General features: G+C 69.6%; 22 protein-coding genes. 14 read left to right on the top strand and 8 right to left on the bottom strand.

Annotation, left to right across the window (positions count from 1 at the left end):
• Positions 1-5: 5 nt before the first annotated feature.
• Positions 6-1,178, bottom strand: coding sequence for a cystathionine gamma-synthase (locus JOE30_RS11100; RefSeq protein ID WP_204866681.1), 1,173 nt, complete (start codon positions 1,176-1,178; stop codon positions 6-8).
• A 63-nt stretch (positions 1,179-1,241) separates the two neighbouring features.
• Positions 1,242-2,627, bottom strand: coding sequence for a cystathionine beta-synthase (locus JOE30_RS11095; RefSeq protein WP_204866680.1), 1,386 nt, complete (start codon positions 2,625-2,627; stop codon positions 1,242-1,244).
• A gap of 118 nt (positions 2,628-2,745) precedes the next feature.
• Here JOE30_RS11095 and JOE30_RS11090 point away from each other — a divergent pair, with 118 nt between their 5' ends.
• The 3 genes from JOE30_RS11090 to JOE30_RS11080 all read left to right on the top strand — a co-directional run bounded on the left by JOE30_RS11090 (position 2,746) and on the right by JOE30_RS11080 (position 6,649).
• Entirely contained in the window at positions 2,746-3,720 is a 975-nt protein-coding gene (locus JOE30_RS11090; protein WP_204870285.1) for an SGNH/GDSL hydrolase family protein, read from the top strand.
• Between the two features lie 64 nt (positions 3,721-3,784).
• Positions 3,785-5,002: an acetyl-CoA C-acetyltransferase gene (locus tag JOE30_RS11085; RefSeq protein ID WP_204866678.1), complete on the top strand. Its 1,218-nt coding sequence runs from the start codon at positions 3,785-3,787 to the stop codon at positions 5,000-5,002.
• Positions 5,003-5,158: 156 nt separating this feature from the next.
• A complete protein-coding gene (locus tag JOE30_RS11080) occupies positions 5,159-6,649 on the top strand; it encodes an HNH endonuclease signature motif containing protein (protein WP_204866677.1) in 1,491 nt (496 codons plus the stop codon).
• Positions 6,650-6,720: 71 nt separating this feature from the next.
• Here JOE30_RS11080 and JOE30_RS11075 read toward each other — a convergent pair whose 3' ends face one another.
• Positions 6,721-7,569, bottom strand: coding sequence for a Bax inhibitor-1/YccA family protein (locus JOE30_RS11075; protein WP_027503947.1), 849 nt, complete (start codon positions 7,567-7,569; stop codon positions 6,721-6,723).
• Positions 7,570-7,769: 200 nt separating this feature from the next.
• Between JOE30_RS11075 and JOE30_RS11070 the strand changes: the two genes are divergently transcribed.
• A complete protein-coding gene (locus JOE30_RS11070) occupies positions 7,770-8,225 on the top strand; it encodes a hypothetical protein (RefSeq protein ID WP_204866676.1) in 456 nt (151 codons plus the stop codon).
• Positions 8,226-8,264: 39 nt separating this feature from the next.
• Here JOE30_RS11070 and JOE30_RS11065 read toward each other — a convergent pair whose 3' ends face one another.
• Entirely contained in the window at positions 8,265-9,386 is a 1,122-nt protein-coding gene (locus tag JOE30_RS11065; RefSeq protein ID WP_204866675.1) for a class I SAM-dependent methyltransferase, read from the bottom strand.
• 65 nt (positions 9,387-9,451) lie between these two features.
• Here JOE30_RS11065 and JOE30_RS11060 point away from each other — a divergent pair, with 65 nt between their 5' ends.
• The 7 genes from JOE30_RS11060 (at position 9,452) to JOE30_RS11030 (ending at position 16,136) form a co-directional block, all read left to right on the top strand.
• Positions 9,452-10,435: an NAD-dependent epimerase/dehydratase family protein gene (locus tag JOE30_RS11060; protein WP_204866674.1), complete on the top strand. Its 984-nt coding sequence runs from the start codon at positions 9,452-9,454 to the stop codon at positions 10,433-10,435.
• Between the two features lie 106 nt (positions 10,436-10,541).
• Positions 10,542-11,129: a biotin transporter BioY gene (locus JOE30_RS11055; protein ID WP_204866673.1), complete on the top strand. Its 588-nt coding sequence runs from the start codon at positions 10,542-10,544 to the stop codon at positions 11,127-11,129.
• Between the two features lies 1 nt (position 11,130).
• Complete coding sequence (locus JOE30_RS11050; RefSeq protein ID WP_204866672.1) at positions 11,131-12,261, top strand: thiolase family protein; 1,131 nt, start codon at positions 11,131-11,133, stop codon at positions 12,259-12,261.
• Complete coding sequence (locus JOE30_RS11045; protein WP_204866671.1) at positions 12,258-12,938, top strand: energy-coupling factor ABC transporter ATP-binding protein; 681 nt, start codon at positions 12,258-12,260, stop codon at positions 12,936-12,938. The genes JOE30_RS11050 and JOE30_RS11045 overlap by 4 nt, the downstream gene beginning before the upstream one ends.
• On the top strand, positions 12,935-13,552 hold the full coding sequence (locus tag JOE30_RS11040; protein ID WP_204866670.1) for an energy-coupling factor transporter transmembrane protein EcfT: 618 nt from the start codon (positions 12,935-12,937) through the stop codon (positions 13,550-13,552). Before JOE30_RS11045 ends, JOE30_RS11040 begins: the two co-directional genes overlap by 4 nt.
• Positions 13,549-14,958, top strand: a complete 1,410-nt coding sequence (locus tag JOE30_RS11035; protein WP_204866668.1) for a class I adenylate-forming enzyme family protein — start codon at positions 13,549-13,551, stop codon at positions 14,956-14,958. The genes JOE30_RS11040 and JOE30_RS11035 overlap by 4 nt, the downstream gene beginning before the upstream one ends.
• A 170-nt stretch (positions 14,959-15,128) precedes the next feature.
• Entirely contained in the window at positions 15,129-16,136 is a 1,008-nt protein-coding gene (locus JOE30_RS11030; protein ID WP_204866667.1) for a substrate-binding domain-containing protein, read from the top strand.
• Positions 16,137-16,211: 75 nt separating this feature from the next.
• Here JOE30_RS11030 and JOE30_RS11025 read toward each other — a convergent pair whose 3' ends face one another.
• Positions 16,212-17,564, bottom strand: a complete 1,353-nt coding sequence (locus JOE30_RS11025) for an MFS transporter (RefSeq protein ID WP_204866666.1) — start codon at positions 17,562-17,564, stop codon at positions 16,212-16,214.
• Between the two features lie 139 nt (positions 17,565-17,703).
• Here JOE30_RS11025 and JOE30_RS11020 point away from each other — a divergent pair, with 139 nt between their 5' ends.
• Together JOE30_RS11020 and JOE30_RS11015 are read left to right on the top strand one after the other, a co-directional pair.
• Positions 17,704-19,089, top strand: coding sequence for an FAD-binding oxidoreductase (locus JOE30_RS11020; RefSeq protein WP_204866665.1), 1,386 nt, complete (start codon positions 17,704-17,706; stop codon positions 19,087-19,089).
• Positions 19,090-19,112: 23 nt separating this feature from the next.
• Entirely contained in the window at positions 19,113-19,757 is a 645-nt protein-coding gene (locus tag JOE30_RS11015; protein WP_204870283.1) for a class I SAM-dependent methyltransferase, read from the top strand.
• Here JOE30_RS11015 and JOE30_RS11010 read toward each other — a convergent pair.
• Genes JOE30_RS11010 through JOE30_RS11000 form a run of 3 tightly spaced genes read right to left on the bottom strand, consistent with a single transcriptional unit; the run spans position 19,733 to position 22,810 of the window.
• A complete protein-coding gene (locus JOE30_RS11010) occupies positions 19,733-20,830 on the bottom strand; it encodes a prenyltransferase (RefSeq protein ID WP_307806141.1) in 1,098 nt (365 codons plus the stop codon). The two genes, JOE30_RS11015 and JOE30_RS11010, sit on opposite strands and share 25 nt — an antisense overlap.
• Positions 20,817-21,569, bottom strand: a complete 753-nt coding sequence (locus JOE30_RS11005) for a class I SAM-dependent methyltransferase (RefSeq protein ID WP_204866664.1) — start codon at positions 21,567-21,569, stop codon at positions 20,817-20,819. Before JOE30_RS11005 ends, JOE30_RS11010 begins: the two co-directional genes overlap by 14 nt.
• Positions 21,563-22,810, bottom strand: a complete 1,248-nt coding sequence (locus tag JOE30_RS11000) for a glycosyltransferase family 4 protein (RefSeq protein WP_204866663.1) — start codon at positions 22,808-22,810, stop codon at positions 21,563-21,565. The genes JOE30_RS11005 and JOE30_RS11000 overlap by 7 nt, the downstream gene beginning before the upstream one ends.
• A 173-nt stretch (positions 22,811-22,983) precedes the next feature.
• Between JOE30_RS11000 and JOE30_RS10995 the strand changes: the two genes are divergently transcribed.
• Entirely contained in the window at positions 22,984-23,463 is a 480-nt protein-coding gene (locus JOE30_RS10995; protein WP_204866662.1) for an SRPBCC family protein, read from the top strand.
• The last annotated feature ends 5 nt before the right edge of the window (positions 23,464-23,468 follow it).

Genomic DNA, 23,468 nt, shown 5'->3' with positions numbered 1-23,468 from the left:
TGCTCCTAGGCGAGCGCCTGTTCTATGTCTCCCACCAGGTCTGCGGCGTCCTCGATGCCGACAGACATGCGCACCAGGTCGTCCGGCACCTCGAGCAGCGAGCCGGCGGTGGAGGCGTGGGTCATCGCTCCGGGGTGCTCGATGAGCGACTCGACGCCGCCGAGCGACTCCGCGAGCGTGAAGATCTCGGTGCGGGCGCACAGGTCGAGCGCGGCCTGGCGGCCACCCTTCAGACGGACCGACACCATGCCGCCGAACCGACGCATCTGCTTCGCGGCGACGGCGTGGGACGGGTGGCTCTCGGATCCCGGGTAGATGACGGAGGAGACGGCAGGGTGACCCGTCAGCAACTCGACGATCTTCTCGGCGTTGTCGCTGTGCCGCTCCATGCGCAGGGCGAGCGTCTTGATGCCGCGCAGCGTGAGGAACGCGTCGAACGGTCCGGGAACACCGCCGGCGCCGTTCTGCAGGAAGGCGAACGACGCGTCCAGTTCCTCGTCGTTGCACACGAGGGCGCCGCCGACCACGTCGGAGTGTCCACCGATGTACTTCGTCGTCGAGTGCAGCACCACGTCGGCTCCGAGCGTGAGGGGCTGCTGCAGGTACGGCGACGCGAACGTGTTGTCGACGACGATCTTCGCTCCCGCCTCGTGCGCGACGCCCGACAGGGCTTCGATGTCGCCGACGTTGAGCAGCGGGTTGGTGGGCGTCTCGACCCAGACCAGCTTGGTGTTGGGGCGAATGGCCTCGCGCACGGCGTCGACGTCCGACACCGCGGCCACCGAGTACTCGATGCCCCACTGCGTGAACACCTTGTCGATGAGCCGGAAGGTGCCGCCGTACGCGTCGTTCGGGATCACCAGGTGATCGCCCGGGCGCAGCGACGCCCGCAGGAGGGCGTCCGTCGCGGCCATGCCCGAGGAGAACGCGCGACCGTAGTGGCCGTTCTCGAGGGCTGCCAGGTTGGCCTCGAGCGGGCGTCGGGTCGGGTTGCCGGTGCGGGCGTACTCGAACCCGCTGCGCATACCACCCACGCCGTCCTGGGCGAAGGTGGAGCTCGCATAGATCGGAACGTTGACCGCGCCCGTGAGCGGATCGGGCTCGTACCCGGCGTGCACCGCGCGAGTGGAGAACCCCTGCCAGGACGTCGTGTCGGACTTGCTGCGCTGCTCACTCATGCGCACCAGCCTAACGAGCGGGCAGGCCGGAGGCCGGTCGGGATGGGTCAGTAGTTCCGTGTGTCAGGACGCGGTGGTGACGAATCCGAGCAGATCGTGGCGGGTGATGACGCCGACCGGCTTGCCGTCGTCGACGACCATGACGGCGTCGGTGTCGCCGAGCGTCTTCGTCGCTGCCGAGACCGGCTCGCCGGCACCGATGAGCGGGAACGGCGCACTCATGTGCGTCTTCACGGCGTCGGACAGGTTCGCCCGGCCCTCGAACACGGCACTGAGCAGATCGCGCTCGCTGACACTGCCCGCGACCTCGCCCGCCATGACCGGCGGCTCGGCGCCGACGACCGGCATCTGGGAGACGCCGTACTCACGCAGGATCTCGATGGCGTCGCGCAGCGTCTCGGACGGGTGCGTGTGCACGAGGTCGGGCAGTGCACCGGACTTGCCGCGCAGCACGTCACCGACGGTGGGCTCGGCGGTGCCGCCGTCGAGCCGGGTGCGCAGGAAGCCGTAGGAGCTCATCCACTTGTCGTTGAAGATCTTGCCGAGGTAGCCGCGACCACCGTCGGGCAGCAGGACGACGACGAGGGCGTCCGGGCCCTCGCGCTTCGCCACCTGCAGCGCGGCGACCATGGCCATACCGCAGGATCCGCCGACCAGCAGGCCCTCCTCGCGGGCGAGGCGACGCGTCATCTCGAACGAGTCGGCGTCGGACACGGCGATGATCTCGTCCGGGATCGACGGGTCGTACGCGCTGGGCCAGAAGTCCTCGCCCACGCCCTCGACGAGGTACGGCCGACCGGTCCCGCCCGAGTAGACGGAACCCTCGGGATCGGCGCCGATGATCTTCACCGCCCCGCCCGACATCTCCTTGAGGTAGCGACCGGTTCCGGTGATGGTGCCGCCGGTACCGACGCCGGCGACGAAGTGCGTGATCTTGCCGTCCGTGTCGTTCCAGATCTCGGGTCCGGTGGTCTCGTAGTGGCTCTGCGGGCCACCCGGATTGGCGTACTGGTTGGGCTTCCAGGCACCGTCGATCTCGCGCACGAGGCGGTCCGAGACGCTGTAGTAGCTGTCCGGATCCTCGGGGGCGACCGCGGTGGGGCACACCACGACCTGCGCGCCGTAGGCACGCAGGACGTTGCGCTTGTCCTCGCCGACCTTGTCGGGGCACACGAAGACGCACTTGTAGCCGCGCTGCTGTGCGACGAGGGCCAGGCCGACTCCGGTGTTGCCGGAGGTGGGCTCGACGATGGTGCCGCCGGGCTTCAGTTCACCGGACGCCTCGGCCGCCTCGATCATCTTGACGGCGATGCGGTCCTTCGAACTGCCACCGGGATTGAGGTACTCCACCTTGGCGGCGAGGAGTGCGGACCCGGGGGCGACGACGGTGTTCAGCTTCACCAGCGGGGTGTTGCCGATGAGGTCGACGACGCTGTTTGCAATGCGCATGTGTCCATCCTCCCAGATGTCCGGCCGGGCACCCACCGAGCCTCGTCGTGCTGCGGCGATCGCACTGCACGGCACCACCGTCGGCGCACCTAGAATCGGACAGGTGAGCGGAGGTGCGATGCAGCAGGGCGGCTCGGGTCGCGGTGGGTGGCGACAGGCAGCGGTGGCGGGAGCCGCCACCGTCGTCGCGGGATCCGGCGCGGGAACGCTGTCCTGGGCCGCGTACCGGCATCTGTTGGCGCAGGCGGCCGCCGCCCGGACGGTGATCGGCCGCAGCACGGACCGGCCGCCCGAGGCCGACGGTGTGTACGCCCCGGGTGCGCGCGTCCCACAGCGGTGGCGCCCAGGCGTCCAGTCCGACCTGCACCTGATGATCTTCGGCGACTCGACGGCGGCCGGCATGGGCTGTGTCGTCGCGGACGAGGTGCCGGGCGTGCTGATCGCGCGGGGTCTCGCCGACGAGAGCGGGAAGCGGATCCGTTTGAGCACCAAGGCCATTCCCGGCGCGACGTCCAAGGGACTCGAGGGTCAGGTCGATGCGATGCTCGTCGCCCACCACGACAGACCCGATGCGGCGGTCATCTTCATCGGTGCGAACGACGTGACCAAGAAGCATGCGGTGGCGGCCTCGGCGGAGCGTCTGCGTACCGCGGTGCGCCGCCTGCGGGCGGAGGGCACCGTCGTGGTCGTCGGAACGTGCCCGGATCTCGGTGTCGTCACCGCCATTCCGCAGCCGCTCCGAGCGGTCGTGCGGACATGGGGCCACCGACTCGCGCGGGCTCAGACATCGGCGACGCTCGCCGCCGGTGGCCACCCCGTCGCGCTGGCGGATCTGCTCGCCCCGGAGTTCCTCGCGGCGCCGGAGCGGATGTTCTCCGCCGATCGTTTTCACCCGTCCGCGGCCGGATACGAACTCGCTGCCCAGCAGATCCTGCCCGTGCTGGCGGCCGCGCTGGGCGAATGGGCGGGCGGCCCCCTGCCCACGTTGCCCACCGTGTCGGACGTCGCCGAGCAACGTCGCCTCGTCTCTCGCCTCACCGCCTCGGCCAACCGCCACGTGTCGCGGCTACGGCCGCGAGACGCCCTGCAGTGACCGGGGGCCGACCGGACGAGAGTTACCCTCCAGTCATATCGTCGCCAACCCGAGGAGTCCTCCCATGCCAGAAGCAGTGATCGTGTCCGTGGCCCGTTCGCCCATCGGGCGCGCGATGAAGGGATCGCTCGTCAGCATGCGCCCCGACGACCTCGCAGCGCAGATGGTCAAGGCAGCCCTCGACAAGGTGCCCGCCCTCGACCCCACCATGATCGACGACCTTCTGATGGGCTGCGGACTGCCCGGCGGCGAGCAGGGCTTCAACATCGGCCGCAACGTCGCCATCCAGCTCGGCTACGACTTCCTCCCCGGCACCACCATCACCCGCTACTGCTCCTCGTCGCTGCAGACCACCCGCATGGCCCTGCACGCCATCAAGGCCGGCGAGGGCGACGTGTTCATCTCCGCCGGCGTGGAGACCGTCTCCCGCTTCGTCAAGGGCAACTCCGACTCCTACCCGGACACCCAGAACCCCATCTACGCCGACGCGCAGGCCCGCACCGAGAAGATCGCCGAGGGCGGTCAGACCTGGTCCGACCCCCGCGAGAACGGCAACCTCCCCGACGCCTACATCGCGATGGGCCAGACCGCGGAGAACGTCGCCCAGCTCACCGGCATCAGCCGTGAGGAGCAGGACCACTGGGGCGTCCGCAGCCAGAACCGCGCCGAGGAAGCCATCGCCAAGGGACACTTCGAGAACGAGATCACCCCGGTCACGCTGCCCGACGGCACCGTCGTCAGCACCGACGACGGCCCCCGCGCCGGCACCACCTACGAGAAGATCTCGCAGCTCAAGCCGGTCTTCCGCCCGGACGGCACCATCACCGCCGGCAATGCCTGCCCGCTCAACGACGGCGCCGCGGCACTGGTGATCATGTCCGACACCAAGGCCAAGGAGCTCGGGCTGACCCCGCTCGCCCGCGTCGTGTCCACCGGCGTCTCGGGCCTCTCGCCCGAGATCATGGGCCTCGGCCCGATCGACGCGTCGAAGAAGGCGCTCGCGCTCGCCGGCAAGACCATCGACGACATCGACCTCGTCGAGATCAACGAGGCCTTCGCCGTGCAGGTGATCGGCTCCGCCCGAGAGCTGAAGATCGACGAGGACAAGCTCAACGTCTCCGGCGGCGCCATCGCCCTCGGACACCCCTTCGGCATGACCGGTGCCCGCATCACCGCGACCCTGCTCAACAACCTGCGCGCCCACGACAAGCAGTTCGGTCTCGAGACCATGTGCGTCGGCGGCGGACAGGGCATGGCCATGGTACTCGAGCGCCTCAGCTGAGTCGGTCCCGCCACGGAAGCCGGTCCCCCTGTCGGGGGCCGGCTTTCGGCGTATCGGGGTGAGACGTAGATGGAACCGCCAGTCCAGGTCGCTGTTCGAACATACGTTCGACTCATCGGTCGATTCGGGGTAGTGTTCCACCTGATCCCGGGGGGGGTGATCGAGTTGGACACGGTGACGGTGGAGTCGCTGATCGCGGACAAGACAGCGGCGCAGGCGCGGTATGCAGCAACCGTGCTGCATGCCGCCGAGTACGTCGAGACCGTGACGCTCCGGGAACTATCGGGTGACCACACCCTCGTCCCCGACGATGTCGAGGCCTCTGCTGCCGCGGAGGTCGCGGCCGCGTTGTCGGTCTCGGGGTCGGCCGTATCGGAGTGGCGGGCTCTGAGTGCGTCCGCACGTCCCGCGGTGCGAGAAGCATTCGCCGCCGGCCGCCTCGCCTACCCCGCCTTCCGAACCGTCGTGCGCTCACTCGCCGGCGTACCCGGGTTGACGGAGGCGAACGTGCAGGACATCCTCACCGCCGCTCAACGATGCACGACCGGCGCTGTCGCGGCAGCGGTCGACCGCATCCTCGCCCGCGTTGATCCCGAGTGGCACCGCACGGCCCGGAACCGCGCAACCGCAGAACGGACGCTCACCGTTCGCCGCCTTGCGCGCGGTCAGGCCGAGTTGCGCCTGCGCGGGCCGCAGGAACAGATCGCAGCCGCACGCCGCGCTGTCGTGGGCACCGCCCGAACCCTGTGCCAGGCAAAGCACGTACCCGCCAGTGCGAGGTTGTTCGACGCGGCTGTTGCCACCCTAACCGGTGAACGGCCCGCGTGCACGTGCACGATGCCCGAGTGCAGCAGCCCGGGCGGCGACGCCGAGAAGCCGAGGATGCTGGCGTGCATCGTGCTCGACGCGGCCACCGCTGCCGGACTCGCAGGTGAGCCGGGCCACCTCGTCGGGTGGGGTCCGGTTCCCGCTGACGTCGCCCGCGCGCTCGCCGCCGACGCCACCTGGCAAGCCCTCATCACCGACGCGCTCACCGACGACACCGACACCCGCCCCGACCTCCGGGAGGTGCGGCGCAGCCGCCGCCACCCACCCGGGTGGACCCCGCGCGGCGGTGAGATCCGCAGCAGAGTCACCGACACCGTCGACACACATCTGCGCGAATTACGGATGCTCGCCGACAGATACCCCGACGATCTTGCCCGCCGCAGAGGCCCGAACCCCGACGGTCATGGTGGCCGACACATTCCACCGGCCGGGGCACTGACCTACCGACCTTCCGACGCTGTGGTCATGGCGGTCACCACCCGGTACTCGTCGTGCGTGCACCCGGGTTGCGGCGTGCCCAGCGCCGACTGCGATCTCGACCACATCGTCCCGTTCGACCACAGCGACCCGCTTCGCGGCGGGTGGACGATCATCGACAACCTCGAACCCCTCTGCCGCCACCATCACGGACTGAAGACCCGCGGCCAATGGACCTACCGCGCACTGGAACACGGGATCATCCACATCCGTGATCCGCGCGGTCGCGACTACTTCACCGCGCCCGAACTGCCCGTGCGTGGACACAGTCATTCTCTGGAAGAGAGAACCCTCGATGCACCGAAAGACGGGCCGGAGGACACCCTGCGGTGGAGCGCGTGAGAACTACAGCGGACACGACAATGCCCCTGCCCTGCGCAGCGCGCAGAACAGGGGCATCGGAGTTACTGACGTCAGTCGTTGTTGAAGTAGCTCAGCAGTCGCAGGATCTCGACGTACAGCCAGACCAGGGTGATGGTCAGACCGAGCGCGACGCCCCAGGCGGCCTTCTCCGGAGCCTGTGCCCGGATCAGTTGGTCGGCCTGGTCGAAGTCCAGCAGGAAGCTGAACGCTGCGAGGCCGATGCAGACGAGGCTGAAGATGATGGCGATCGGTCCGCCGTCGCGCAGACCGAAGCCGCCGTCCATGAAGAAGCTGGCGATCAGGTTGCCGAGCATCAGCACGACCACGCCGATGAGGGCGCCGACGATCATGCGGGTCAAGCGAGGGGTCACGCGGATCGCGCCGGTCTTGTAGACGATCAGCATGCCGAAGAACACGCCGAACGTACCGAGCACCGCTTGCACGATGAGGGAACTGCCATTGCTGACACCGAACATCGGACCCGTGAAGAGAAGCGACAGGGCACCGAGGAACACGCCCTCGAAGGCCGCGTACGCGAGCACCAGGGGCGCGCTGTCCATCTTGCGGCCGAACGTCGCCACGAGGACGAGGACGAAGCCGATGAGTCCGCCGCCGATGACGAACATCGGGGCCAGGCCGGGGTTGTTGCTCGCGAGCACGTAGGACGCGATGGCGAACACCGTGAGGACACCGAGGGTGGTGGCCGTCTTGGTGACGACGTCGTCGATCGTCATCGCACGCTGCTGCGGACCGGTCTGGTACGGCTGCGGCTGTCCCTGCGGGGAGCCGTACTGCTGGGTGACCGCACCGGCACCGGCGGCGGCCGAACCGAAGGAGGCATATCCGCCTCCCGCCTGCTTGGGCAGATTGCGGAACACCGGGTTGCTGGAAGTGCGCACCGTGTCTCATCCCTTTCGTGTGGTGGAGCCTGTGTATCTCTCAACGTTCGGATGCGACGGAAAAGTTCCCATCGGACAAAACGGACTGTACCGGGCGAACGTCGCCGTTCCCCCAGCGCAGTACCGCATCAGTACACACGGTCCGCACACGTTTGTCCGCTCACGTTTGTCGCTCGAGTGATCCGGGCACCTTCTCCCTCATGAGCATCGAAGACGGACCCGGAGACACGCTGGACCAGAGTGAGAGTCTCGACTCGGACGAGATCCGAGGCACGGACGACGTCGACGACGTGGTCACCCCGCCGGACTCGTGGACCGAGGCCGACAAGTTCGGCACCACCGAGCGTGAGGCACGGGAGGGTGAGAGCCTCGACCAGAAGCTGGCCGAGGAAGTGCCGGACGTCCCGCTCGAGGAGGAACTCGACGTCCCCGTGGCGGCGACACCCGACGACGACCTGACCGAGGAACTGGTGGACCGAGTCGTCGACAGCGACGACGAGAACGACTACATCGCGGATGCCACGGAGGACGACGGCACCGACGGTACCGCAGTGAAGGACGCGGACGTGGTGGACGGTGTCGTGGTGGAGAACTCCGCGACACACCGTGGCCAGATCGACGGGACCCCCGAGGACGCGGGCTCCTACTTCGACTGAGTCACGCCCGCCTGATCTGTGCGGCCGACCGGTTCACCGTCACCTGATCGACCGGGTGACGGTGAATTTGTCGTTGCGGCCCATCACCTCCGTCGGCCCCACCATGCGCGCGAGCATGGAGCGGAATCGCAGGTGTGAGTTGTGCACCGCCCACAGCTCGCCGCCGGGGCGCAGGACGGTCCGTGCTGCTGCGAACAGCTTCTCTGCTCCCCCGGTGTGCACGGCCGCGTTCTCGTGGAACGGCGGATTGCACAGGATCACGTCGGCGCTCGCGGGCGCCTCCGACGCCATGGCGTCGTCCCGACGCGCCGTCACTCGCACGCCGGACGCCTCCGCAGTGGCCGCCGCCGACGCCACCGCCGCGGTCGAACGATCTGTGGCGACCACCTCCGCGTCCGGCCGTAGGCGCGCGGCGAGGGCTGCCAGAATGCCGGTCCCGCACCCCAGGTCGACGATGCGGCGCGCGTCGGGCGCCATCCGGTCGAGGAACGTGCACAGGTACCGCGTGCCGATGTCCAGCCGGTCCCCGGAGAAGACGGCGCCGTGGGCGACCACGGTGAGGTCCAGATCGGCGAGGACGGTCGACACGGGGTACGTCGCGTTCTCGCGAGGTAGCGGCCCGGTCGCCACCAACCCGCGGGACTTCTGCACCGCGCGGGTGGCCGCCACGTCGGTGAAGTTCGCGGCGAGGACGTCGTTCATCGACCGACTCATGTGTTTGAGTCGACCCGCCGAGATGACGCGGACAGACGGATCCGCCCATCGGGCAACGGCTTCGGCGATCTCGGTGAGCTCGGCGAGGACGCGGGGAAGCTGCAGCAGCACCACGGTCGCACCGTCGAGCAACTCCCGATCCAACGCGTGGTTCGTGTACACGTCGCCAAGGCCGAGCGTGCCGGCGTTGCGAGCCAGCGCGAGCTCCGAGGTGAGGGGATCCTGGTGCACGCGAATGCCGGTGAGGCCGTGCGCGGCAGCGGCCCCGAGGGTCAGCGCGCCGTACCGGTCGCCGATCACCACGACCGTCCCGGGCGCGGCGGTGGAGGTCGACTCGGCGGCCTCGGCCAGGATCAGCCGGTCGGAGGCGTCGACGGCATGGAGATTGGGCGCCTCGACGTCGGGAGAGCGACGCAGCGCGCCGAGAACATGGTCCGGATCCTGCATCGTCGCAGTCTCCCACTCCGACCGAACCCCGCGTGAATCTCGACGTCAGCGGGCATCATCGACCCATGGGACTCACAGTGGCAGTGACCGGTCCGACCGGCGAGATCGGGATGTCGGCGGTGGACGCGCTCGAGCGCGATCCCGCCGTGGACCGCATCCTCGGCATGGCGCGACGACCGTTCGACGTGGCCGAGCACGGCTGGACCAAGACGGAGTACCGGCAGGGCGACATTCTCGATCGTGAGGCGGTGGACGCCTTCGTCGCCGAGGCGGATGTCGTGGTGCACCTCGCCTTCCTCATCATGGGGTCTCGTGCCGAGAGTTCACGGATCAACCTGGCCGGAACGCGCACCGTCTTCGAGGCGACGGTGGCCGCCGCGAAGCCGACACGGCTCGTCTACACCTCGTCCGTCGCCGCGTACGGCTATCACTCGGACAACCGGGTGCCGCTGACGGAGGACACGCCGACGCGCGGATCGAAGGAGCACTACTACTCCGAGCAGAAGGCCGAACTCGAGGAGGTCCTCGACGAGGTCACCGCGGGATCGGACCTCGAGGTGTACGTCCTGCGGCCGTGCATCGTCGCCGGCCCGAAAGCGCCCGCCCTGGCCGACTCCATGCCGTGGCGCTCGATCGCGGCCCAGCTCCCCGCACCACTGGGGGCCGTGGTCGGCGCGGTGCGTCCGGTGTTCCCCGACCCGGGGCATCCGCTGCAACTGGTGCACCACGACGATGTGGCGACGGCCATCGCGCTCGCTGCGACCACGCACGCACCTCCCGGCCCGTACAACATCGCGGGCGACGGGGTGGTGTCCCTGTCGCAGGTGGCGGCCGCGCTGGGCGCCTTCCCGGTGCGGGTGCCGTCCCTCCTCGGGTCCGCGGCCTCGGCGGTGATCCGCACCCTCCCCTTCGTCCCGTCAATGGTGGAGTGGGTGCACGTGGGTCGGACGTCCGTCGTCATGGACACCTCGAAGGCCAAGCGCGACCTCGGGTGGCACCCCGCGCACAGCAGCTCCGCCACTCTGAACGCCCTCGTCGCGTCGCTGTGACACGACGGGGAGTTGCACCGCGCGCAACCACACCACTAGCGTGACTCCGCGCACTTGAACACCGTTCAAGTGGTTCTCGCTCACGCCACGCACAGGAGTCCCGACCGTGTCCCCTCGTTTCTCGGCTCGTGACCTCGCTCAGGTCGCCGTCTTCGCGGCTCTGATCGCGGCACTCGGCCTTCCCGGCTCCATCACGGTCGGCATCAGCGGTGTGCCCATCACCCTGCAGACCCTCGGAGTCATCGCCGCGGGCGCGGTTCTCGGTGCCCGCAAGGGTGCGGCGGCGGTACTGGTCCTGCTCGCACTCGTCGCGATCGGCCTGCCGTTGCTCGCCGGCGGACGCGGCGGGCTCGGCGTCTTCGCTGCGCCCAGCGTCGGGTACCTCGTCGGGTGGGTCGTGGGCGCCTTCGTCATCGGCGCGCTCACGCGGCTGATCGTCCCGTCCTACCCGCTGTGGGCCGGTCTGCTCGTCAACGCCGTGGGCGGCATCGCCGTCATCTACGTCTTCGGCGTCCTCGGCCTCCTGGTGCGCACCGACCTCGGTGTCGGGGCGGCCATCGCGTCCACGGGCGCCTACGTTCCCGGCGACGCGGTGAAGGTCGTCGTCGCCACCGTCGTCGCGAAGGGCGTGCACCGCGCCTACCCCGGTCTCGTCGCGCCGCGGCGTCGCGCGACCGTCGGGTCCGCCGCCTGACATGGTGCGCTCGTCCCCGCGCGATCCGATCCTGCTGGCGGGAAGGCGGACGGCGATCGGCACGGCGGGGCATGCGTTCGCCGACCTGACGGCCGCCGATCTCGCGGCACCCGTCATCGCCGACGTCGCTCGCCGGGTGCAGCATCTCGGGCGCATCGACGACGTGGTCCTGGGCAACTGCCTCGGTCCCGGCGGCGACCTCGCTCGGGTCGCTGCGCTGCAGGCCGGTCTCGGTCACCACGTCCCCGGCGTGACGGTCGACCGCCAGTGCGGTTCGGGCCTCGACGCCGTGGCCGTGGCCTCGTCCCGTGTCCGCGCGGGTGACGACGCCCTGATCCTCGCGGGGGGAGTCGAATCGGCGAGCACGGCCCCGTGGCGCTTCCACGCCCCGGTCGGCGACGCGGGTCCGCAGCGGTACACGCGCGCACCGTTCACCCCGCGCGGTCATCCGGACCCCGACATGGGCACGGCCGCGGACGATCTCGCCCGCACCCTCGGCATCGACCGGGCACGACAGGACGCGTACGCCGAACGCTCGCACCGACTCGCGTCGCAGACGGACTTCTCGGCGGAGATCGTCACCGTCGCCGGGATCGACCGGGACGAGCGGGTGCGCAGCGGACTCACCGCGGCGCGTCTGAGCAGGCTGCGCCCGGCGTTCTCCCCCGAGGGCACCGCCACCGCGGGCAACTCGTGCGGCATCTCCGACGGCGCGGCCGTGCTCGCCGTGACGACCGCGGACCGGGCCGACGGCCCTGCCCTTCGGGTACTCGGCTGGGCCGTCGCCGGGACGGATCCCGCACTCCCCGGACTGTCCCCCGTGCCCGCGGTCCGCGCCGTCCTCGACCGTTGCGGAGCGGCTCTGTCCGACGTCGGCATCGTCGAGATCACCGAGGCCTTCGCGTCGGTGGCCCTGGCGGCCGTCGACCGGCTGGGCATCGATCCGGACATCGTGTGCCCGCACGGAGGTGCCATCGCGCTCGGGCACCCGTGGGGCGCCTCCGGAGCGATTCTCCTCGTCCGGTTGGCTGGGCAGATGACCGCGACCGACTCCCCTGCTCTCGGTCTGGCGGTGTGCGCCATCGGCGGCGGTCAGGGCATCGCCATGCTCGTGGAACGAGTCGGAGCATGAGCGTGATCCGGTTCGATCACGTCTCGCACGGATACGGCGATCGGCCCGTGCTGCGCGACATCGACCTCGAGATCACCGAACACCGCGTCGGCATCGTCGGATCCAACGGCTCCGGGAAGTCGACATTGGCCCGCATGATCAACGGTCTGGTGTCGCCGAGTTCCGGCACCGTCACCGTCGACGGCCTGAACGTCGCGCGCAAGGGTGGACAGGTGCGACGGAAGGTCGGGTTCGTGTTCACGGACCCGGACAACCAGATCGTGATGCCGACCGTCGCCGAGGATCTGGCGTTCTCCCTGCGCCGCACCGGGGCGTCGAAGGAGGAGGTGTCCGGCCGCGTCGCCGACATGCTCGACCGTTTCGGGCTGGCCGGTCACGCCGATCATCCCGCGCACCTGTTGTCCGGCGGACAGAAGCAGATGTTGGCGATCGGCGCGGTGCTGATCCGCCGACCCGAGGTCCTGGTGGCCGACGAACCCACCACGCTTCTCGATCTCCGCAACTCCCGCAAGGTCGGTGCGGTGTTCGACACTCTCGAGCAACAGGTCGTCGTGGTGACGCACCACCTCGATCTCCTGACGAACTTCGATCGCGTCATCGTGATCCACGACGCTCGGGTCGCCCACGACGGACGGCCCGCCGACGCCCTGCCCGCGTACGAGGCGCTGCTCGAATGATCGGCCTCTACCGCCCCGGTCACTCGCTCCTGCACCGGCTTCCGGCCGGGTGGAAACTTCTTCTCCTCATGGTCGGCGTCATCGCGGTCATCGCCCTCGTGCGCCGGCCGGTCGATGTCGCGGTCGCTGCCGGCGTGGTCGCCGTTCTCTTCGGGATCGGCGGCATCGGCCCGCGGACCGCCCTCGCGCAGATCCGGCCGCTCTTCTGGATGATCGCGATCATCGCGGTGTTCCAGGTGATCATCACGACCCCGGCCCGCGCCGTGGTCGTGTGCGGGATCCTCGTCGTCACGGTGGCCGCGGCGAGTCTGGTCACCCTCACCACTCGGGTGACCGCGATGCTCGACGTGTGCGGACGGGTCCTGGAACCGTTGCGGCGCTTCGGCGTCGACCCCGACCGCATCGGATTGCTGTTGGCACTGACGATCCGGCTCGTCCCCCTCCTCACCGGCATCGTGCACGAGGTCTCCGACGCGCGGAAGGCCCGCGGACTGCAGTGGTCGATGACCGCGCTCGCGACACCCGTGGTGGTCCGTGCGCTGCGGACCGCGGACGCGTTGGGAGACAGTCTCGTCGCCCGCGGTGTGGACGACGACCGGGACGAGGACGCGTGACCACGGACTCGATCGACCAGCGCATCGGTCGTCGCGCCCGTGATCGTCCGGACTCGCTCGCGGTCGTCGCCGCGGACGGCAGCCTCACCTACCGCGAGATGTGGGATCGCTCGGGACGCGTCGCCGCACGCCTGGTCGGCGCGGAGCGAGTGGCCGTCCTCCCTGCGTCCGATCTCGGTTCCGTCGTCACGGTTCTCGGTGCGATCCGCGCGGGTTGCTCGCTCGTGCTCCTGCACCGCCACCTGCTTCCCGACCACCTCGCATCGGTTCTCGAGATCGGTCGCCCCGCTGCGGTGATCGCCACCGAGCGCGGACGGACCCGGCTGCGCCGACTCGGCGTCACCGGCACGCTCACCTCGCCCGAGGACCTCGCGGCCGCGCCCGCGGTACCCCTCCCGGCACCGGACGAGGCCGGAGAATTGTTGGCGGGGTTGACGTCCGGCACGTCGGGCACCCCCAAGCTGTTCGTCCGCTCGCGGCGGTCGTGGTCGCGCACGCTCGATCGGTCCGACGAGGAGTTCACCGTGGACCGGCACTCCCGGGTGGCCGCACCGGGCGTCCTGGACCACACCCACTTCCTCTACGGACTGGTGCACGCGCTCACGCGAGGTGCTGCCGTGGACCTACGGCCCCTCGAGTCGTGGTCCGCTGCGAAAGACGTCGACCCGACGCACATCTACACCGTGCCCACCCTCGCGCACGACATCGCCGTGTCCACCCGACCGCGGCTCGCGCAGGTCCGGGAGGTGTTGTCCTCGGGTGCTTTCTGGCCGCGCTCCGGTCGCGACGCCCTGTTCGCTCGCGTTCCCGGCGCTCGGCTCGTGCACTTCTACGGCGCCTCGGAACTGTCGTTGGTGGCCGTGGACTCCTCCACCGAACCGGTTCCCGACGGCTCCGCCGGGCGGCTCGTCTCGGGTGTCCGCACGAGAACCGTGGACGGCGTGGTCAGCGTGCACAGCGACATGCTGTTCGACGGATACCTGACCCACCCGGGTCACGCGGAACCGTCCGACGGGCCGGTGGACGGGTGGACGAGCGTGGGTGATCGGGGCGAGATCCGCGGCGGGTGGCTGTTTCTCGCGGGCCGCAGTTCCGACACGATCGTGCGCGGCGGCCTCAAGGTGGAGCCACTCGATGTGGAGACCGCCCTGCGCGGGTTTCCCGGCGTGCTCGACGCGGCCTGTGTGGGCGAACCGGATCCGAGGATGGGGCACGTCCCGGTCGCGGCGATCACCGTCTCGGAGCCGGTCGACCGCACCGCCCTACGGCGTCATCTGCGCGCGCACCTCGAGGCACCCGCGATGCCCACCCGCGTGGTCACGGTGCCGGCACTCCCCCGCACGGCCCGCGGCAAGCTCGATCGCCCGGCCGTCCTGGCGATGATCGCGGCCGGGCCTGGATCCTGACGGCTCGCCTCGCTGCGGACGTATTGTCCGAACAAACTATTGACTTCCCTTGTGATGTGGATTACACATATGTCGGGCCGTGACCGAACAGGTCACCGGCTCGATCCATTCCAGTCGTACCCAGCATGTCGCCGCGTTGTTCTCTCGTCGGCGTTCGAGAAAGAGACCGAATGACACGTCATTTCACCCGTCGGGGCACTGCTGTCGCTCTCGGCGTGGCACTGAGCGTCAGCCTGGCAGCGGGCTGCTCCAGTTCGGGCGGCGCACCGGAGTCCTCCGGTGACGGCGGCGGCAACGCCGGCACGGCCGACACCCCGCGCGCCACGATCGCGATGATCACGCACGAGGTTCCCGGTGACACGTTCTGGGACCTCATCCGCAAGGGCGCCGAGGCGGCTGCGGCCAAGGACAACATCGAGCTGCGCTACTCGGCCGATCCCGAGGCACCGAACCAGGCCAACCTGGTGCAGAGCGCCATCGACTCCGACGTCGACGGCATCGCGGTCACACTGGCCAAGCCCGACGCCATGGCACCCGCCGTCGAGGCCGCCACGGCCGCCGGCATCCCGGTCGTCGCCTTCAACTCCGGCTACGACGCGTGGAAGGACCAGGGCGTCCAGCAGTACTTCGGCCAGGACGAGACCATCGCCGGCCAGGCGGTCGGTGCGCGTCTGACCACCGAGGGTGCGAAGAAGACCCTCTGCATCATCCAGGAGCAGGGCCAGGTCGCCCTCGAATCCCGTTGCGCCGGTGTGTCGCAGGGCTTCACCGGTGGTTCCACCGAGATCCTGAACGTCAACAGCAAGGACATGCCGTCCGTCGAGGCCACCATCACGGCCAAGCTGCAGCAGGATCCGACCATCGACCACATCGTCGCCCTCGGCGCTCCCATCGCACTGACCGCGGTGCAGTCCAAGGCGAACGCGAACTCCGAGGCCACGGTGGTCACCTTCGACACCAACGCCGCACTCGTCGAGGCCATCCAGAGCGGCGACGTCGCGTGGGCCGTCGATCAGCAGCCGTACCTCCAGGGCTACCTGGCCGTCGACTCGCTGTGGCTGTACCTGAACAACGGCAACACCATCGGCGGCGGTACGCCGGTCCTGACCGGCCCGGCCTTCATCGACTCGACGAACATCGACGCGATCGCCGAGTACGCCGAGGGCGGCACTCGCTAGCCTCCATGCACACGAGATCCGGTGCAGACATCCGCGGTGAACGCGGATCTCTGCACCGGATTCGTCGTCATGGGGTCAGGTCAGGTCGTTGTTCTTCGTCTCCACCAGCGCTCGCGTGCAGACCAGACTGAGCACCGACAGGAGCGCCAGCATGACGCCCACGGCGATACTGCCGAACTCCGCCGTCAAGGGCGCGGCCAGCAGCGGCGGGATCGCACCGCCCAGGACGCCGGCGAGGTTGTAGCCGAGACCGGCACCGGTGTACCGGAATCGGGTCTGGAAGAGCTCGGGCAGCAGCGCACCGGTGGGGCCGTAGGCGATACCGAAGATGGACAGGGTCACGCACATCGCGATCACGTACGCCGTACTCGAACCCGAGTCGAGGATCGGGAACAGGGCGAGCGACCACGGAACGGCCACCGCGCAGGAGACCATGATGACCTTGCGCCGACCCACCCGGTCCGAGAAGGTGGCCGACAACGCGATGGTGATGCCGAAGATCACCGCGCCGACGATCCCGGTCCACAGCACGAACGGCCGGTCGAAGCCGAGGGTCTTCGTGCCGTAGCTCGTGAGATACGCGGTGCCCATGTAGAAGAGCGAGAACAGCGACGCCAGCGCGCCGGCCGCGAGCAGCACCTCGCGCTTCTGCACGTGCCACGCCTCGAGCACCGGGAGCCGGGTGGGAGCGGACGGCGTCGCCGCTGCGGCGGCCTGATCGGCCTTGAACACCGGCGTCTCCTCGATCGCCAGGCGCATGTAGAGACCGATCAGCACCAGCACGGCGCTGAAGAGGAACGGGATCCGCCAGCCGTAGTCCAGGAACGTGTCGTTGGTGTCGCCGAACACGGCGCCGGTCACCAGGAACGTCGCGCTGGAGAGGATGAAGGCGGCGGCCGGACCGAGCTGCGGGAACATGCCGTAGAAGCCGCGCCGCTTCGCCGGCGCGTACTCGGCGGTCAGCAGCGTCGCTCCCGCCCACTCGCCGCCGACGGCGAAGCCCTGCCCGAATCGCAACACCACCAGGATGATCGGTGCGGCGACGCCGATGGTCGCGGCACCGGGGAGCAGCCCGATGACGAAGGTGGAGACACCCATCAGCAGCAGCGTCGAGATCAGCGTCTTCTTGCGACCGATGCGGTCGCCGAAGTGGCCGAACAGCACGGCGCCCGCGGGGCGCGCGATGAAGGCGACGGCGAAGGTGGCGAAGGAGGCCACGGTGCCGGCCGTCGATCCCAGTGCCGGGAAGAACACCGTCGGGAACACCAGCGCGGCCGCGGTGCCGTAGATGAAGAAGTCGTAGAACTCGATGGTCGTTCCGATACCGCTGGCGACGGCCACCTTGCGGACGCTCGTGGCGGGCGATGCCGCGACGGGCGGTGCCGAGGTGGCGCGCGCCGTCGCGTCGTCCGGCGAAACTGTGGTCATGGTTCTCCATCCGAGGTGAGGATCGTCCGAATCGTCGGACTCGAGGAGGAACGTATGTGACCTGAACCACTCCCACCACCCTCCGAAGAGGGGGGCGGGATCCGGTCGGAGGACGGTCGCCCGGCGCTACGCTCGACCGATGATCGTCGATGCCCTGCTCGCCGTACTCCCCGCCGATCGGGTGGTGCTCGATCCCGACGTCATGGCGTCCTACCAGCACGACGAGGCCGAGTGGGCGCCGTCCGCGACCCCTCTCGCGGTGGTGCGTCCCGCCACGGCCGACGAGGTCCAGGCAACGGTACGGGCGTGCCTCGACCACGGCACCGCCGTCGTGACCCGCGGCGCCGGAACAGGGCTCTCCGGGGGTGCGAACGCCACCGCGGGGTGCATCGTCCTCGCTCTCGACCGCATGACCGCGATCACCGAGATCGATCACCTCGAGCGGTACGCCGTCGTGCAACCGGGCGTGATCAACGACGATCTGCGCGCTGCCGTCGCGGAGGTCGGCCTCTGGTACCCACCGGATCCGGCGAGTTCGCCGTGGTCGACCATCGGCGGCAACGTCGCCACCAACGCCGGCGGCCTGTGCTGCGTCAAGTACGGCGTGACCCGCGACTACGTCATGGGCATGGAGGTGGTCACGGGCACCGGTGAGAAGGTCCGACTCGGCCGACGCACCGCGAAGGGCGTCGCGGGGTACGACCTCGCCGGACTGATGGTCGGCTCGGAAGGAACACTCGGCGTCATCACCGAGATCACCGTCAAACTGCGCCCCCTGCAGGACCCGCAACGGACCGTCGCCGGCTACTTCGACTCGATCGTCGACGCGGGCCGAGCGGTCGCCGCCGTCGCCGCCGCCGGGCTCACCCCCTCCGCTCTGGAACTGGTGGACAAACAGTGCCTCCTCGCGGTGGACGCGTGGAAGAACATGGGACTGTCCGTCGACGCCGAAGTGGTGCTGCTCGGCCGCGTGGACACCCCCGGGCAGATCGGTGACCAGGAGGCGGAGAAAATGCTCGCCTGCTTCGACGAGGGCGGCGCCACCTGGTCGGCGGTGTCCACCGATCAGGAGGAGGCGGACGCGCTCTTCGCGGCGCGGCGCCTGGCCTACCCGGCCATGGAACGACTGGGCCCGGTGCTCACCGAGGACGTGTGCGTCCCCAAACGGCATGTCCCGGAGATGCTCTCGCGGATCGAGAAGATCGGCATCGCCCACGACGTCGTCATCGCCAACATCGCCCACGCCGGCGACGGCAACCTGCATCCCCTGCTCATCACACCCCCGGGAGACGACGCCGCCCGAGCTCGCTCGCAGGCGGCGTTCGCCGAGATCATCGACGCCGCGCTCGCCCTCGGTGGCACGGTCACCGGCGAGCACGGTGTCGGCCTGCTCAAGATGCACGGACTCGTCCAGGAGCTCGATCCGGTGGTCCTCGCCATGCACCGCGCGGTCAAGGGAGCACTCGATCCGCAGGGCATCCTCAACCCGGGCAAGGTGTTCGACCAGCTAGGCTCGCCCGTGTGACCGACACCCCCGCACGTCCCGTCATGCCCGCCGACCTGCGCGAGTTCGCGGAAGCGGCAACAGGATTCATGCCCGCCGACGAGGGACTCGCACTCTTCGACGCCACCGCCGAGTTCCTGGGCGACGGCGTGGTGGTGGAGATCGGCACCTACTGCGGCAAGTCGACCGTGTACCTCGGCGCCGCGGCACGCGCCACGGGCGGCCGTGTGGTCACCGTCGACCACCACCACGGATCCGAAGAGCACCAGGTCGGCTGGGAGTACCACGACACCACGCTCGTCGACCCCGCCACCGGTGCGTTGGACACTCTCGGACGATTCCGGCGCACCCTGGCGGGGGCGGGCCTCGAGGACGTCGTCGTCGCCGTCGTCGGCCGTTCCGGCGACGTCGCCGCACTGTGGAAGCACCCTGTCGACGTGTTGTTCATCGACGGCGGTCACACCGACGAGGCGGCCACCGTCGATTTCCAGGGGTGGGCACCGTGGGTCGCGGTCGGAGGCGCCCTGCTCATCCACGACGTGTTCCCGGATCCGGCGGACGGCGGGCAGGCCCCGTACCGCATCTACCGGCGCGCCCTCGACAGCGGCATGTTCACCGAGAACCGCGTGATCGGCTCACTGCGCGTCCTGGTGCGGACCTCGGGTCAGCCGGGCACGCTCGCCGGGTAGAACTCCCCCGCGCAGCCGCAGCTGCGATGCGCACCGGAGAGTCCGACGGGCAGATCGTCTCCTCGGAAGATTCCGGATCCGGCACTGGACCGGGACAGGGCGTCGGCCGCCAGGATCATGGCTCCGGTGGTCCACGTCGTCCTCTCGACGGGCCACCGCTTGCCGTCCGCGTAGACCAGCCCGGTCCAGTACGACCCGTCGTCCTCCCGCAGGTGCTGCATGTTTCCGAGCAGGTCCGTGGCCACGTCGACCCGGTCCATCGCGTCGAGAGTCAGGACCAGTTCACACGTCTCGGCACCGGTGACCCAAGGCCGATCGTCGACACAGCGGATACCGAGCCCCTCCACGACGAAGTCCGACCACCGGTCGTCGATGCGCCGCCCGGCCGCCGGGCCGCGCACGGCGCCGCCCAGGATCGGGTAGTACCAGTCCATGGAGTACGACGGCTTCGGCGTGAAAGCCGAGAGATGATGCCGCAGAACATGACCCAGCCGGCCGACGGCGACCTCCCAGTCCGGCTGCGGGTCGCCGATGTACGCCGCGAGTGCCAACGCGCACCGCAGACTGTGGTGGATGCTGGCGTTCCCGGTGAGCAGCGCCTCGGCACGTGATCCGTTCGGCCCTGCGGCCCAGGCGATCTCGCCGCGGTCGGTCTGCAGGCCGAGGACGAAGTCGACGGCGCGGCGCACGGTGGGCCACAGGGCGAGGGCGAAGTTGTCGTCGCCGGTGACGAGGAAGTGGTGCCACACTCCCACCGCGATGTACGCGCAGAAGTTGGTGTCGGCGCCGGCGTCCTCCACGACGTCGCCGCGCAGCCGGATCGGCCAGGTGCCGTCACTGCGCTGCGTGCGCCGCGACCACTCGTACGCGGCGTCCGCCTCCTCGACGAGGCCCGCCGCACTGAGCGCCATCGCCGATTCGACGTGGTCCCACGGGTCGAGGTGCCCGCCCTCGGACCACGGAATCGCCCCGGATCGGACCTGGACGGCGGCGATGCTGCGCGCACTGGCGAGACACTGCTCGGCGGACAGGATTCCCGGAACCGACGGCGTCACGTGATCAGTGAGCGCCACGCCCGGCCCCCGGTCCGCCGATCCCGGTCTGCGGCTTGCGCAGATAGATCACCACGGACTTGCCGATGACGGGATTCAGGACCTGCTCGAGCACTCGGGTGGTACGCGGGGCCTTCATCATGTCCCACACCAACATCGAGTGATAGCCGCGCACGAGCGGGTGATCATCGTTCCGCACCCCGACCGCGCACTTGAGCCACCAGTACGGAGCGTGCAGTGCGTGCGCGTGGTGGGTGTGCGTGACCTCGAGGCCTGCCGCGGTGAGCGACGCCGCCAAGTCACTCGCACGGTAGATCCGCACGTGGCCGCCCTCGTTCGCGTGGTACTCGTCGGAGAGAGACCAGCAGACCCGCTCGGGTAACCAGCGCGGCACACTCACCGCCACCGTGCCGCCGGGGCGCACCACGCGAGCGATCTCGGCGATGGCCGACGCATCGTCCGGCACGTGCTCGAGCATCTCGGACACGATCACCCCGTCGAACCACTCGTCCGGGAACGGCAGGGACAGCGCGTCGCCGACGACCGTCTCCGCCGTGGCGGACTCCGGTACCTGCTTCTCCTCGGCCATCGCGCCGAACATGACCTTGACCTCGTCGAGTTCGTCCGCGTTCTGGTCGAAGGCGGTGACGTGGGCCCCGCGGCGGTACAACTCGTAGGAGTGACGCCCCTGGCCGCACCCGATGTCGATGACGCGATCGCCCGCACCGAAGCCGAGCCGGTCGAAGTCCATCGTCAGCATGTCGTCTCTCGATTCCCTCGTCCACGGCGATCGGCGATCGCCTTCTCGTACTCCGCGACGGTGGCGGCGGCCACCGCCGGCCAGCCGTAGGTCTGCGTGGCTCGTTCCCGCCCGCGCTCGCCCATGGCGCGTCGGCGGGGCTCGTCGTCCAGCGCGCGCATCAATGCCCGCGCCAGGGCATCGCTGTCACCGGGGGGCACCAGATCGGCGCAGAGCCCGTCGGGCCCCACGACCTCGGGGATCGCCCCGGTGCGGCTCACCACCAGGGGGGTCGCGCAGGCCATGGCCTCGATGGTCGGGAGCGAGAAGCCCTCGTACAGCGACGGCACGCAGGCCACGTCGGCCGACGCCAGCACGCGGGCCAGCTCGGCGTCGTCGAGACCGCTCCGCGTCCGCACGATGTCGTCGATTCCGAGATCGTCGATCAACGTCCGGGTCGGCCCTGCCGGGTCCACCTTCGACACCAGTTCGAGTTCGACCTCCCGCTCGGTGCGGATCTTGGCGACCGCCTCGAGGAGGTGCCGCACGCCCTTGAGTGCGACGTCGGCACTCGCGACCGCGACGATGCGGCCGGACACTCGCGGCGCCGCGCCGGGGGTGAACACGGTGGTGTCGACCCCGAGCGGCACCACCGTCACCGCACCCGGAGCGACACCGAAGGCGCCCACGATATCCACCGCGGACGAGCGGGACACGGTCAGCAACCGCGGGATCCGGCGCGCCACCCGCCGCTGCATGGTGAGGAAGCCGTACCAGCGCCGCACGGTGATCCGTCGTCGCCACGGCGCCGCCGCGAGGTCGAGGGCGCGGTCGCGGGTGATGGGGTGATGAATGGTGGCCACGAGCGGCAACGGGATGCGCAGAAGTCCGTAGCTCAGCGACTGGTTGTCGTGCACCACGTCGAACTCGTCGGCTCGCGCGCGCAGCAGACGAGCGGCGCGTGCCCCGAACGTGCGGGGCTCCGGGAACCCGGCCGTCCACATGGTCAGCACCTCGGACACGTCGACCAGGTCGCGGATCTCGGAGGGCCGCGGGGTCCGGAACGGATCGTCGTCCCGATAGAGGTCGAGGCTCGGTACCCGGGTGAGCCGCACCCGCGGGTCGAGATCGGGATACGGCTGACCGGAGAACACCTCCACCTCGTGCCCCTCGTCCACCAGCGCTCGGCTCAGACGCGCGACGTAGACACCCTGACCGCCGACGTGGGGCTTGCTCCGGTAGGACAGCAGAGCGATGCGCACGTGGGTCCCCCGAGCTGTCGCGGCAGTGTGATGGCAGACACCCTCGCCGCGGTGGAACCGGCGATCATGTCCCGATGTGTCTACCACCTTCCGTTCTTCTCGAATCCACACGACCGACCACCAGCACTGATTCACACTGGACCTCCCCGCCACCCGAGATCGAGGAGACCACGATGACCGGAACCGGCGACAGGGCTCTGCACATCCACTCACCGGCAGGTCTGCCGTTCATCGATGTCCGGCGCCAGTTCGACGCACCCGTGTCCGCGGTCTTCCGGGCCCACGCGGAGCCCGAACTGGTGGCCCGCTGGCTCGGTCCCGCCGGCTACGAGATGTCGGTCGAGGAGTACGACTTCCGCAGCGGTGGCCGGTACCGCTACGTCCACCGTGATCCCGGTGGTGCGGAGTACGCCTTCCACGGCGTGTTCCACACGGTGCGGACGGACGAGTTGGCCGTGCAGACCTTCGAGTACGAGGGCTTCCCCGACGTGGTGAGCATCGAGTTCCTCACGTTCGTCGACCTGGGTGACCGCTGCCGGCTGGAGGGCCACTCGGTGTACCCGACGATGGAGGCGCGGGACTCGATGGCGGCGAGCGGGATGGAGAAGGGCATGCGCGAGGGCTACGAGCGCCTGGACGATCTGCTGGGCTGACCGGG

Source organism: Rhodococcus sp. PvP016 (assembly GCF_017832185.1).
Taxonomy (GTDB): domain Bacteria; phylum Actinomycetota; class Actinomycetes; order Mycobacteriales; family Mycobacteriaceae; genus Rhodococcoides.
The sequence above is the reverse complement of the archived record's forward strand: the minus strand, read 5'-3'. Positions and strand labels throughout refer to the sequence as shown.